Raw genomic sequence first — 13474 nt, 5'->3', positions numbered from 1 at the left:
TAAACAGTATTAATACACTTAGACGCCAGGTATTTGATTAAATACCCGGCGCCTAAGTGGTTGGTAATGTTTAATTACGAATTAACTGGTTGAAGTTAAACTGGTTGGGAATAAAGTGTGATTCGGTATATTCAAATTGGCGACCAGCATCGTTAAAAGCAATACTGATCATGTTACCGATGCAATTGTTTTCTCCTAGAGCTAATTGTTGTTGGTCGAGTGCCGTAGCGGATTCAACTCGGAGCATCCGTTTGACGACCGCAATTTTTAAGCCATTCTGTTTGAGGTGATGATAGATTGAATGAACGGCAATATCTTCAGTCAGTTCACCTGTAAGCTGGGCGTTGAAGTAGTTGATGTCTAGAACGGCCCTAACGTCATCAATGATTCGAAGGCGTTGAATAGCGTAGACTGGGATACCAACTTCAAAAGCTGTTTTTGTGCTTAAAGCTTGGTCGACGATGACCTGCTCAAATTGAAGGACATCAGTCTGATAATTTAGTTTCCGGTTGGTATTCAGTTTTTGAAGACCATTGAGCTTACCTAAATCTAAATTAAAGGCTTGGGTTTGGGGGGTGTGTTCCAATAAGACGACGCCCCGTCCTTTGACGCTGTAAACTAAACCGTCAGCGGCCAATTTTTCGATAGCTTTACGGACTGCGTAACGACTGCTACTAAATTCAGCAATTAAATCATCCTCAATTGGGAGTCGCATTTTGATACTGTAGGATCCGTTGAGAATCCGTTCTCTTAAAGTCGTGTAGATTGTTTCAAATGTTGTTGCTGCCATGCTGTCACCTTCGATTGTAATATTATAGTTCTAATTATAACAAATAAGTACTGTAATTGAACAAATGAACGAATAAATATTGAAATTTATTCGAATAAAAATTGACATTAGGTAAAATATCTCTTTATAATGGAAGCGTAATCAATCATACTGTTCAAATGATATTGGGGGAATCAGAATGCAAGTTGAACAAAAGGGTTTAAGTACTAATGGGACGTCATTTCAAGTAACCGCCTACTGGTTAGATCAAATTAGTGATTTTGAGGAGCCGGTGGACTACCCCGTGATGATTATTTGTCCGGGTGGGGGCTTTACCTATCATTCTGGCCGTGAAGAAGCACCTATTGCGGCGCAGTTTACGGCAGCAGGCATGCACACGATTGTTTTAAATTATCAATTAGAAGCTGAAGACACACCGGTCTATCCGACAGCGTTGCAGCAAGTGGCCGCAACCATTGAATGGGTAACTGCCAACTCAGCCGCTCACCATGCGGATACTGAGCGCATTATTTTGACCGGCTTTTCTGCCGGTGGACACGTGGTGGCGACTTTTAATGGTGTGGCAACCAATCCTCAATTACGAGCGAAGTATCAATTAGATGAGTATCAGGGTCACCATGCGGCAGTTGTCTTAGGCTACCCAGTGATCGACTTAACAGCGGGTTTTCCAACCAGTGAGGCTGAACGAAATAAAGTCACTACTGACTCACAGTTATGGGCTGCTCAAAGTTTAGTGACAGCTACAACTAAACCAGCATTTGTCTGGCAGACGGCAACTGACGAATTAGTACCAGCTATTAATTCATTAATGTATGTTCAAGCGTTATTACAACAGCACGTCGCGGTTGAATATCACTTGTTCGGCAGTGGTATTCACGGGCTAGCCTTGGCCAACCACGTGACGCAGAAGCCAGGTAAAACCAAGTACCTGAATGATCAGGCAGCTAACTGGCCTCAACTCGCAACACGCTGGTTACAACAACAGGGCATTTTAAACGGTACTTTTTAACAAGTAGGAGCTATGGCAAAAGTCATAGCTCCTTTTAGTATGCTAGATATTAATGACAGAAATCTGGCTCATTAGTTTGCAAATGATATGATTAAAAATCCTGACTATGGAGCTCTCTAGGTTACGCGCAGCGACTGGTCAGCTTTTGAGACGTGCTTGTTTTTTTGTCAACGATCCTGACAGCGGTTATTTTTCTGCGGTATAATAAAACGCACAAGCATATTAAGATGAGGAAGCGATTGAGATGGCAACTAATCAACACCTAGTGATTATTTCGTTAGATGCGTTAGGATTTCGTGATCTACGAGAACACCAAGCAGAACTACCCGTACTGAATGCATTAATGACCGGGGGTGCTTGGGCCAAAGCGGTTACGGGGATTTATCCAACCCTGACATACCCGTCACATACGACTATTATTACGGGGCAGTATCCCAATGTGCACGGTATCGTGAATAATACTAAATTACAACCGACTCGGCGATCGCCTGATTGGTATTGGTATCAAAAGGATGTGCAGGTGCCAACGCTATACGATTTGGCCCGGCAACAAAAGATGACGACAGCGGCCTTTTTATGGCCAGTGACGGCGGGGAGCAAGATTACATATAACCTCGCTGAAATTTTTCCTAACCGTATCTGGACGAATCAAGTCTTAGTTTCATTAAAGGCTAGTTCGCCACTATTTCTGTTGGAAATGAATCATAAGTTTGGTCACTTACGTAACGGCATCAAACAGCCGCAGCTGGATGAATTTATCACGGCGTGTGCCGTCGAGACCATCACGAAGAAACGGCCTAACTTGACGATGATCCATTTAGTAGACATGGATAGTATGCGCCACCGCTATGGCGTTCGCTCTAAGGAAGCCATGGAAGGGTTGCATCGCCTTGATCAACACGTTGGTCAGATTATTGACGCAACGAAGAAAGCTGGCACATTTGAGGATACGAACTTTGTGATTTTAGGTGACCATTATCAGATCAATGTTGATCACATGATTCACCTCAACACGTTGTTTGCACACAAGGGCTGGTTGACACCCCGCGCGGATCAGACCTTTGAAAACGATTGGTCTGTGATGGCAAAAACGGCGGACGGCTCGACGTATATTTATGTGCGTGATTACTTTGACCAATTGGATGAACTCAAGGAGGCTATCAGTCAGGTTGAGGGTGTTGAAACGGTTATCACAGGGGAAGCAGCTGCTAAACGTGGGGCTGATCCTACTTGTACACTGATGGTTGAAGCCAAGGAAGGCTATTACTTTACTGATGAGAGTCGCCGGCCACTCGTAGTTGAACCCGTTCACCCAGATACTTTGGGTCAACCAGACCGCTACCATGGAGTTCACGGTTATGACCCAACTAAGCCGGATTATCAAACGACATTACTATTCAACGGTCCCGCAATAAAGGCGGGGGCTACAATTGATGAAGCTAACCTGGTAGATGAAGCGCCAACCTTTGCCCGTTTATTAGGTCTACATTTTGAAGGAGCAATGCCAGGTCACGCTTTAGACGGCATTTTTAAGGAGTCGCCAGATGAAATTTAACAAGCAGCAGTGGAGTTGGATCTCCTACGATTGGGCCAATTCCGGCTACGGCATTATTGTGACGACGGCCGTGTTACCGGTGTACTTTAAGGCGGTCGCGCAGGGCAACGGGGTAACGCCCGCAAACGCCACGGCTTACTGGGGTTACGCTAATAGTATCGGGACGCTACTTGTCTCGATTTTGGCACCAGTACTAGGGGCGTTGGCAGATTATCCGCACGCGAAGAAGCGGATGCTCAACGTTTTCTCGACACTGGGGATGGTGATGACGCTAGGCCTCAGTATTGCACCGACCAATGCTTGGAAATGGCTGTTGGGAATCTATATTCTCTCGATTATCGGTTATTCGGGTGGTAATTTATTTTATGATAGTTTTCTAACGGATGTGGCGTCGAATGATCAGATGGACCGCTTGTCATCATATGGCTACGGTTTTGGTTATTTGGGTGGTGTGATGGCCTTTATTTTATTTTTAGTCTTGCAGTTAACGAGTGGGTTTGGTCTGTTGTCCAGCTTTGGTGTCGCTCGCTGGAGCTTCGTGCTGGCGGCAGCTTGGTGGATAATCTTCTACATTCCATTACTGAAAAATGTGCACCAAAAGTATGCGCTGGCGCCTAATGCGCATCCCGTAAAAGCAAGCTTTCAGCGAGTAGGTTCCACACTGAAGCATATTCGGAATTACCGGACGGCGGCATGGTTTCTAGTAGCCTATTTCTTCTATATTGATGGTGTTGACACGATCTTTACCATGGCTACTTCAATTGGTATGGATATGGGAATCACGACTACCACGTTGATGATTGTCTTACTGGTCGTTCAATTAGTTGCGTTCCCATTCTCGTTACTCTACGGTTGGATTGCCAATAAAACGTCGACGCGAACCGGTATTTTAATAGGGATTGTCATCTATCTTGGAATTTGTCTGTACGCGTTGCGGCTACAAACGGTTACCGATTTCTGGGTGCTAGCCGTACTAGTTGGAACTAGTCAGGGTGGGATTCAAGCACTCAGCCGTTCGTACTTTGGCCGCTTGATTCCGAAGCAGAGTGGTAGTGAATTCTTTGGTTTCTACAACATTTTAGGCAAGTTCTCAGCGGTGATGGGACCAGTGTTAGTTGGGATTGTGACCCAGATGACGGGTAAGTCAACGATTGGGGCGGCTTCACTCAGTATCTTGTTCTTGGTCGGGCTGGTGATTTTCCTAGCTTTGCCGCATTTGAATCAGAATAAATCAGTTTAACTTGTTATTAAGTTATGTATGGTAGAAAACAATCTGGGAGTACACGTTAGCGTGTACTCCCAGATTGTTTTAGTATGAAATTTTTTTGATTATGGGTGCTATTTAAAAGGTTAATTCACGTAATTACTTATGTATAAAGGAGGCTAGAGTTGTGTAGTTGTATAAAAAAAGCCTTGCTGCATCCCGAATGGATGTGGAGCAAGAGCTACTAGCCCGTTCAAAATAATTTAACTCAGATAGTTAATATCATTTCATCATTATTATGCCAAAATCTGTTAGCTAATACAAGTAGGGTCTAAGCTGATTGTTCCGATGTATTTATTCGATTTTTGACATGAGTATCTATTGGTTATTCCGATATTCCCTAGCCTGCTTAACCCGCACATTCCGAATTGCGAACAGTGAATTATCAATGCGGGGATGATGCCGTTCCTCGACTGCAATCACTTCGTCAATCAAGGATTGTCCAAGGTCCCAGTCACCGAAATAGCATTCCCAGAGTCCTAGCCAGAGTTGACGGCTGAGTCGACCATCCCAGTTAAGGTGCTCGGCTTCAATTGTTTTGAGTTTTGATTTTAGTGTCCGGGCGTTGTCATAATCATGGAAGTTCAGGTAGGTTTGTAACAGTGAACCGTAAAATTCAATTAGATTGTCCAGAACGTTGAATGGATCTCCCCATTGAGTTTGATAGCGTTGGCAATTCTTTTCCATCTTAGTTGTCAGAGGAGCTAGTGCTGGTAAGCCGTCCGTTGTGGCAATGATTGGAATCAGTAGGTTAGCCAATTTAAGTTCTTGTACCGTCCAAGTTTTAGCAGTTAGTAGGTGCCGATAAGCTGGACGGGTGGCTACGGTCAGATGAACAGCTTCATGATCGTAAGCAATCAATAAGATACTAGCGTAACTGGCGACTAATTGTTCATAAGCGCGAGGACTATGCTGATGATCACGGACCCAGTCGGTGAGGGCGGTAAAGTTAGCCGCGGCGTAGTATTGATGGATTTGAGCTAAAGCCTGTTCCATAGGTGATGGCTGGTACGATTGGTGAATAAAGCGAAGTTCGTCAGCAGAAATAGCTAAGTTATCTAAGATAGCAAACAACTTACTGGCACCAATGTCATTACTCCCACTTTCAAAGCGTGAAGCAAAGGAACGTGAAACGATACCACCGTAGACTTCTTGCTGAGTCAGCCCTTTAGCCAGCCGAACTTGGTGAACTGTTAGCCCAATTGCTTTCATAATTAACCTCCCATATGTGGCATATATGCAACCTATCCATTGATTGTAGCACGGTAACCGTTGCTATGATAAGGCCACCAACTTAATGAGGAGGCATTATCATGGTAACCGTACTTAAGAATCGAACCTTACAAGTCCTAGCCAGTGCGAATTTTTTTGCTACACTGGGCGTCAGTATCTTCAATATTATCTTGTTAACCTATGCTAAAAGTTTTGATCATCCTCACTGGTTTGTGTCAATCGTGTCAGTTGCAACGGTTATGCCATACGTTACAGGAGCGATTACGGGACGTTTAGCGGATCAAACTAGGCGTAAAACGAATTGGTTGATTGGGTCTAAAGTTGTGCAAGCGGGATTGTACTTCATTCTTGCCAAGTTGATTGATCGACATACGGCCGTCATCTTCGCAGTCGTTATTTTTATTAATATCAGTTCAGATGTTATCGGTCGTTATGGTGGTAATCTGTTAACGATTGTTATCCAAAATCGTGTCCCATCAACGCAACGACAACAGACGCTTGGGTTTAACCAGAGTGTGAGCACCATTGTTGAGCCACTAGGGCAGACGTTAGGTGTACTGATTATTGCGCAAAGTCACAACTATGCGTTAGCGGGTGTGATCAATGCGCTGACCTTTCTATGTTCAGCAGGCTGTCTACTCGTTGGCCGCCGGGCGGTTGAACTAGATGAAGTCATCACGGCTCAACCAGTTGGCGAACGTGTTTGGCCAACGATCCAACGATTGATGGTGACAACGACGGGGATGGGAGCAATCAGTTATCTTGGAATTCTAATGGTATTAAATGTTGCTACGATGAGTTTAGATGCTGTCCTAAATTTGATCTTTATTGATTTAGCGCCACATTTACATTTGAGTTATGCGACGGCTATTTTATTAGTCAATATTGTATTCGTGATGGGGAGTGTTCTAGGTGGTATCACCAAGAAGACTTGGTTTGACCGAATGAGCTTATTTCACTTATTATTACTGGCGATTGGGACGCCAGGTGTCACTTACGGGATTCTCCTGTGGTACCCGCAGTTAGTGCCCATTCTACTGGGGATGTTCATGGTTGCTTTTATGAGTGGCAAACTGGATCCAAAGATGTTTGCTATTTTTATGACCCAAGTTAATCCGCATCAGACTGGTGCCGTGTTCGGAACAATCAGCTCAATTGTCACGGTTGCTGCACCAATGGGAAGCGTCGGCATCATCCTCCTGTATAATCTAGTTGGCGTTACGGCGGCCTGCCAGTTAGCGTTGGGACTAGTAATGAGTGCGCTAATTTGGGCGTTAGTCGCGCATCGCCACGGGTCTGTGAGTTAATAATTATGTTAGTGATTATAAAATGGATATAAAAAGTGGGCGCAACTTAATGTTAAGTTACGACCCACTTTTATTGTACTTCGAAAACTAATTTAGATTGAGTGATGATTATTGGGCATTAAATAATGAGAGATGTTGCTTCAAATATTTACCCGTCACGCTCGTGGGGCTTTCACTAATTTCCTGTGGCGTTCCAGTTGCAACGATATTTCCACCGTGAATCCCGCCGGCTGGGCCCATATCAATGATGTAATCAGCGTTAGCAATTACGTCTAAGTCATGTTCAATCGCAATGACAGTCGCACCTTGTTGAATCAGCTGATCGAATACTTTAACTAACTGCTGAATATCTAGGGGGTGCAAGCCGACTGAGGGTTCATCGAAGACAAACAGGGTGCCGGTCTGACGTTTGCCAATCCGTGAGGTCAACTTCAATCGTTGCGCTTCACCACCTGAGAGTGCCGGGGTACTTTCACCTAATAAGAGGTATCCCAGTCCCATGTCATGTAAAATCTGCAACGTGTTGGCGATGCTAGCTTCATCTGCAAAAAGCGGCTGGGCTTCGTCAACGGAGAGGTCAAGAATGTCAGCAATCGTATAGCCGTGCCATTTTACCGTTAAGGTCTGTTGATTGTAACGCTTGCCGTGACACTGTGGGCAGACTTCGGTAATGTCTGGTAAATATTGAACATCTAATGAGATCTGGCCGGTGCCACCACAGACTGGGCAGGCGCCAGCTGCCACGTTGTACGAGAATTGACTAGCAGTCCAGCCTTGTTCCTGTGCTGCGGGGGTGTTGGCAAAAAGCTGGCGCAAGTGATCTAAAATGTTGGTGTAGGTGGCTACCGTTGAGCGCACGTTTTTGCCAACGGGAACTGAATCGACTTCAACGACGTGACGGATATGCTGACTATCGAACTGTTTGACGTGCTGAGGTAGTGGCTGATGTTTGGCTGTGGCAGTCAATGCTGGAATCAAGCTATCCAGAATCAGCGTCGTTTTTCCGGCACCACTCATGCCAGTGACGGTCGTAAAGCGATTTTTAGGAATCCTAGCGGTAATATCTTGAATATTAAAGTGGTGGGCGACTTCAATTGAGAGGGCGCCCTTTTTCCATAAGTCAGCGTCAGCTAATACTGGCCGTTCACGTAAGGTCGCTGTCCCCGCTAAAAATGGCGCAATGAGGGAATCGGGTTGTTGTTTGACCTGCGCCACAGTTCCTTGATCGACAACGGTGCCGCCGTGTTTCCCCGCGCCCGGGCCAATCTCAATCACCGTGTCAGCCGCACTGATAATGCTAGTGTCGTGGTCAACAACGACAACTGAATTTCCCTGAGCGACTAGTCCGCGGAAGGCTTTGATTAAGCCGTCAACGTTGGCTGGATGCAGTCCAACTGAGGGCTCATCCAAAACGTAGAGGACGCCGGTTGTTGCACTGCGTAAAGTCCGGCCGAGCTGAATACGTTGTAGTTCACCGGTTGATAGGGTAGCACCTGGGCGACTAAGGGTTAAGTAGTCGAGACCCAGTTCTTCCATTGGTTGCAGACTGAGTAGCAGTTCGTCGACTAATGAGTGACCGAGGTGGTGCATGTCTGCTGGTAACCAGTCAACGATGGTCGTTGCGAATTGGTGTAGATCAACAACGGTCATGTCACTGACTTCAGCGATGTTTTTACCATTTAATAGTTGTTTTAACAATTTGGGATTGAAACGTGATCCGTGACAGTCTGGGCAAGTATCGAATTTGTAGAAACGATTGAGACGGGTGATTGCCCGTTCATTCTTAGTGGTCGCCATGCTATCTTCAACGGCGGCAAAAGCATTCTCGTAGACGGCGTTGTCCATATGGAAAATCTTGCCCTTAGAACTTGGAATGTTGATGGCGATCGTCTGCTTGGGGCCATGCAAAACACGTTGTTTGTCGGCGTCACTGAGTTCGCGGTACGGCACATCAACGGGAATACCGATTTCACGAGCAACGACCGGCATGAAGTTACGGCCGGGGAGGTGCCACGAAGCGACGGCACCTTCTTCGATCGTTTGATTCTCGTCCGCGATGATTAAGTCAGGGTCAATTTGACGTACTTCGCCTAAACCACCACAAGTTGGACAGGCACCGTTAGAGTTGAAGGCAAAGCTTTCCGCACCCGGAGCCGTAAAGTGAACGCCACAGGTTGGGCAGGTTAGGTGACCCATGTTTTCTGCGATGGCTAAAGTAGGTGGAACTTGATGACCATTAGGACAGACTGGGGCGCCAAGTCGTGAGAAGACGAGCCTTAAAATGTTCAGGCTCTCTGACATCGTTCCGACCGTTGAGCGGACGCCGGGTACTTGGGGCCGTTGCCGTAATGCAAGGGCTGATGGTAAGTACTGCACGGAATCAACGTTGGCTTTGCCGACTTGGTTAATCCGCCGACGCGTAAAGGTTGAGAGGGCGTTCAAATAACGTCGGGCGCCCTCAGCATAGAGCACCCCCATCGCTAACGATGATTTGCCGGAACCACTGCGGCCAGTGATGGCAACGAATTGGTTGAGTGGAATATCGATATCTAAGTTTTTAAGGTTATTAACGTGTGCGCCTCGCACTTGAATGTGAGTCGGTAACGTGGTGTGTGGCATGTGATCAGACTCCCTTCATATTACTGTCCATGCTACAACAAAACGGTAAGTTTACCTAAGAAGCAGTCTTTAAATTCAGTAATCATTTTCACCCAATATAGCTAGTGTTGTATTAATGATATTATTAATATTTTTGATAAGGTATTTGTAACCGGTATTATTTGGACTTATCAATCATAATATTGGTTCAGACCGATTTGTGATTGATAAATATAGTTAAAATTCTTTAAGAAAATATTAATTTATTTATTGTAATTCGAGGATTTCCATGTTAAATTACTATCATCAGTTAGTTGTGATATTTAACAATCACGGCACTACTAAATAAAAGGGGTTTAACATGAAAAACAGGGGTTCAGGGCATAGCGTGTCTGCGCAGCTACTACTAGTAGTGATGACGTTGGCTACAGCTATTGCTTTCTTTAGCGTGCAATCGAGCAGTCTTACGGCAAATGCTGCCGTGACGGTGTTACCGGGTAATGGGGGAACACTGCCACTAGTCAATCAGCTGGTCATTAAGCAGGATGACGGCGCGTTTCAAGGTGTGACGACCAGTGCGGGAAGCCGCGCGACCATCACGCCAGATGATGAGTCACAAAAAGTGCTCATCAAGGACGTCAAAGATAGTGATACCGTTACGGCGACTTACGGAACGGTTGGGACATTTCATGGCAAGGCGATTACCGCCAAAGTCACGTATACCCACATCACTAACCATAACGAGGATCACAAAGCGCCCGGGGGTGTCGGGAAGAATGACGTTAAGTTGGGGATTCCACCGAGTTTTTCAGGTAGTATCCTAATCTCAAACGTTGCTCAAACCAACGTCAGTTATGAGTTCTACTACGCAGATACGAAGGCCGCAGTGGATATTCAAAATGCCTTCATTACGCTTTCAAGTCTTGATGGCCCCGTATCTGGGACTTCAACAGGATTTGAATACACGGCCTATCTTGGTGGTGGGACGATCTACACCGTTGAGAATTCCATCGTTAAGCAGATTGCGAATCCACTCGGTGGTAGCCAGTTAGTTATGGCTGGTCAGTCGGATCGTGATCCTAGCTGGCCATACGCGTCCGCAACCGGTGCGACCTTTGCCGTTAGTGGTAGCAAGTTGGACTTTATCTATGGGACAACGCGGGTCAACAATAGTGATCACTGGTTACAACCGGTCTTTGCGATTAGCACGATCACGCTAGGGGCGCCCGCAATATCGGCGCCAACGTTGAGTGCAACTCAGAGTGATAGTGACAAGCAGAGTCAATTATTGAATTATGAGGTTAAGCAGAAAGTCAACGTCTTGGATCAGGACTTGATGACGAAATACAAAGATTGGTCTGAAGAATTAACGATTCCAAGTAACGCGACCTACGTGGATGGCGAAGTCGTCGACGATAGCGGTAACGCCTTATCTAAGGATTCTTACCAGCTTGCTTACGATGCGGCGACTCACAAAGTTAAGTGGACGCTAACGGCTGCTGGAATCGCCAAGCTGCCATTCAAGGGTGAAACTTACCACTTCAAGGCGCGCGTCAAGTTCGGTACCGACGTGACGGATCAATCTAAGGTCACGGCCGTTGCCACAACGGTGGTCGACAAACAGAGTAAGGATTCTAATACCGTCAGTACCACGCTAGCTAATCAGCGTGAGATCACGTTGCACCATTACATGACGGATTCAACGGATAAGATTGCGCCTGATGAAAAAGTGAAAGTCAGTTATGGTAAGCCTTATTCACTGAAATCAAAGTCAAAGACCGTTACGGGATACAAGTACAATGACAAGTTGGACGTCGCTACCACTGGGACGGCTACGAACAAGACTGACGAAGCCACGATGTATTACGATCCATTGCCATACAACGTGCACGTCAACTACCTATTAGAAGACGGTCAGAAGTTAGATGAACTCGATGTTGAAGGCTTGTATGGTGATACTTATACGACCGAAGCCACCGACTTTGAAGACCTCTATACGTTAGACACGGACCGGATGCCGGGCAATGCTCAGGATACGGTCACAGAGAAGCCAATTACGGTGAACTACTACTACAAGCCAACTACTGGCCAATGGGTCGACGTGGGTAACCAGAGTAGTATCTTGACGCGGAAAGATTACAAGAACCAAGTCCGCTCAGTCTCACAGAACTATGCGAACGGTTCAGGCTTCACCGTTAAGTACAACATGGATGCGTCGCAAGTCGCTATTACGGCCAGTGACAGTAGTACCGCGGCAAGTAGTACTAGTCAGGTCTTCGACTATGGCTCTAAGTACACTTATCAGATTTCGAAGAACGAACAGATGACATTCAAGGTTGATGATCAGGGTGCCGTGACGGTTACCCGGACGTTAGGCAGTGAACAGACGCTGACGACCTTCGATAAGAGCGGTAAAATCAACACGCAGACGACAACGGCCAATAATAATGGGACGTTGAGTAAACAAGTCGATGCTGTGGATGGCCTCAAATCAGTGGTCACCGCTGAAAAGTATGATTTGAACTTAACGAACGGGTTAAAAGTTGTCGCTACTAAGAACATTAACTTGGACGGTACTAGCAGCACGGTAATACGACCGGTTCAACGACTGGGACTAATAGCGGTTCTGGTACGGACGCCAACGGGAGTTCTAATACGACTAGTGGCACGAGCTCAAGTAGTACCAGTTCAAGCAGCAGTTCTAGTTCCAATACTAGCTCGAATGCTAGTTCAGATACGAGCACCAGCTCAAGTTCACAAAGCAGCAGTTCAAGTAGTGCTGACAGCAACAGTTCAAGCAGCACCACTGGTACAGATACCGATAGTAGTACGGGCAACACAAGTGGTGATAAGGATGACATCAGTGTCACGTCACCATTCGATGATTCTAAGGATTCAACGAGTGCTTTAGGGACGGCCACGACGTCTAGCAACTTCAAATTCACGGATGCGGATGCTGCGACCCCTAATGATTCACCAATCACGTTAGGCGAAGATTCTTCATTCGAAGAAGGCGAACCTATCAACACACCAGTCTTTGGTGATGATGAAGACGTCTCACCGAATAACAACCCTAGCAGTGACGCAACACCGTTGTCACAGGCCGCAAGTACGCAAGTAGACGTGACCCAAGATGGTAAGTCACTGTACTCTGGTGAATTAAAAGATGGTGACGACGAGAAGAACTTGTACGTCTCACCAGATACGGAAGTAGAAGTTGATGCGGGTAGTGATGCGGATGGCTTCTATGTCGATACCTTCGATGGTGATAAGGGCATGGCTTACACGATGGGTGCCGGTTATGAATGGGCCGCTGAAGAAAATGACGTCAGCGATGACCCAGACGCAGATACGGATTCAAGTGATGCGTCATCAAGTAGCGCGGCTAGTGATAGTAGTGCCTTGGTAAGTTCAAGTCCATTAACAAGTTCATCTAGTTCAAGCTCGTCCAGTTCAAGTGCGACGGACAAGAGCAGCGACAGTACGTCATCAAGCAGCGCCACGACCAGCAGTTCTAGCGACAAGGCTAGTCAAGCAGGTAGTGCAGCGCAATCTGGTTCGTCAACACCGACGACGAAAGCCAATAAGACGGCTAGTTCACAGCCAGCACAGGGTGCGAATGCGGCCAGTGCGTCAAGTACACCAACGGCTAGTCAGTCAGTGAGTCAAAGTTCAGCGAGTCAAGCTAAGCAAGCGTCACAGTTCAAGAAGGATCATC

8 protein-coding genes and 1 pseudogene are annotated in these 13474 nt (G+C 46.2%); 6 read left to right on the top strand and 3 right to left on the bottom strand.

Annotated features, from left to right (window positions below; translation table 11 throughout):
• Positions 1–70 precede the first annotated feature (70 nt).
• Entirely contained in the window at positions 71–790 is a 720-nt protein-coding gene (locus tag ACG95_RS10790) for a GntR family transcriptional regulator (protein WP_048000516.1), read from the bottom strand.
• 178 nt (positions 791–968) lie between these two features.
• Here ACG95_RS10790 and ACG95_RS10785 point away from each other — a divergent pair, with 178 nt between their 5' ends.
• From ACG95_RS10785 to ACG95_RS10775, 3 genes are all read left to right on the top strand, one after another.
• Positions 969–1799: an alpha/beta hydrolase gene (locus ACG95_RS10785; protein WP_048000515.1), complete on the top strand. Its 831-nt coding sequence runs from the start codon at positions 969–971 to the stop codon at positions 1797–1799.
• A 244-nt stretch (positions 1800–2043) separates the two neighbouring features.
• Positions 2044–3354 (top strand): alkaline phosphatase family protein, encoded by a 1311-nt coding sequence (locus ACG95_RS10780; protein WP_048000514.1) that lies wholly within the window; start codon positions 2044–2046, stop codon positions 3352–3354.
• Complete coding sequence (locus tag ACG95_RS10775) at positions 3344–4594, top strand: MFS transporter (RefSeq protein ID WP_048000513.1); 1251 nt, start codon at positions 3344–3346, stop codon at positions 4592–4594. The genes ACG95_RS10780 and ACG95_RS10775 overlap by 11 nt, the downstream gene beginning before the upstream one ends.
• A gap of 342 nt (positions 4595–4936) precedes the next feature.
• On the opposite strand, the gene ACG95_RS10770 is transcribed toward ACG95_RS10775, so the two are convergent.
• Positions 4937–5830 (bottom strand): helix-turn-helix domain-containing protein, encoded by an 894-nt coding sequence (locus tag ACG95_RS10770; protein WP_048000512.1) that lies wholly within the window; start codon positions 5828–5830, stop codon positions 4937–4939.
• Positions 5831–5931: 101 nt separating this feature from the next.
• Here ACG95_RS10770 and ACG95_RS10765 point away from each other — a divergent pair, with 101 nt between their 5' ends.
• Positions 5932–7158, top strand: coding sequence for an MFS transporter (locus ACG95_RS10765; protein ID WP_048000511.1), 1227 nt, complete (start codon positions 5932–5934; stop codon positions 7156–7158).
• 108 nt (positions 7159–7266) lie between these two features.
• On the opposite strand, the gene ACG95_RS10760 is transcribed toward ACG95_RS10765, so the two are convergent.
• Positions 7267–9777 (bottom strand): excinuclease ABC subunit UvrA, encoded by a 2511-nt coding sequence (locus ACG95_RS10760; RefSeq protein ID WP_048000510.1) that lies wholly within the window; start codon positions 9775–9777, stop codon positions 7267–7269.
• Positions 9778–10117: 340 nt separating this feature from the next.
• Between ACG95_RS10760 and ACG95_RS14630 the strand changes: the two genes are divergently transcribed.
• Both ACG95_RS14630 and ACG95_RS14810 read left to right on the top strand, forming a co-directional pair.
• Positions 10118–12667: a MucBP domain-containing protein gene (locus ACG95_RS14630; RefSeq protein ID WP_237756498.1), complete on the top strand. Its 2550-nt coding sequence runs from the start codon at positions 10118–10120 to the stop codon at positions 12665–12667.
• A gap of 182 nt (positions 12668–12849) precedes the next feature.
• A pseudogene (locus ACG95_RS14810) lies at positions 12850–13474 on the top strand (hypothetical protein); the annotation flags it as partial.

The organism is Lactiplantibacillus herbarum, assembly GCF_001039045.1.
Lineage (GTDB): Bacteria > Bacillota > Bacilli > Lactobacillales > Lactobacillaceae > Lactiplantibacillus > Lactiplantibacillus herbarum.
The sequence above is the reverse complement of the archived record's forward strand: the minus strand, read 5'-3'. Positions and strand labels throughout refer to the sequence as shown.

What these genes read in the sequence shown, in the direction of transcription:
- ACG95_RS10790 (WP_048000516.1), bottom strand. Translation starts at nt 790, where the DNA reads ATGGCAGCAACAACATTTGAAACAATCTACACGACTTTAAGAGAACGG.
- ACG95_RS10785 (WP_048000515.1), top strand. Translation starts at nt 969, where the DNA reads ATGCAAGTTGAACAAAAGGGTTTAAGTACTAATGGGACGTCATTTCAA.
- ACG95_RS10780 (WP_048000514.1), top strand. Translation starts at nt 2,044, where the DNA reads ATGGCAACTAATCAACACCTAGTGATTATTTCGTTAGATGCGTTAGGA.
- ACG95_RS10775 (WP_048000513.1), top strand. Translation starts at nt 3,344, where the DNA reads ATGAAATTTAACAAGCAGCAGTGGAGTTGGATCTCCTACGATTGGGCC.
- ACG95_RS10770 (WP_048000512.1), bottom strand. Translation starts at nt 5,830, where the DNA reads ATGAAAGCAATTGGGCTAACAGTTCACCAAGTTCGGCTGGCTAAAGGG.
- ACG95_RS10765 (WP_048000511.1), top strand. Translation starts at nt 5,932, where the DNA reads ATGGTAACCGTACTTAAGAATCGAACCTTACAAGTCCTAGCCAGTGCG.
- ACG95_RS10760 (WP_048000510.1), bottom strand. Translation starts at nt 9,777, where the DNA reads ATGCCACACACCACGTTACCGACTCACATTCAAGTGCGAGGCGCACAC.
- ACG95_RS14630 (WP_237756498.1), top strand. Translation starts at nt 10,118, where the DNA reads ATGAAAAACAGGGGTTCAGGGCATAGCGTGTCTGCGCAGCTACTACTA.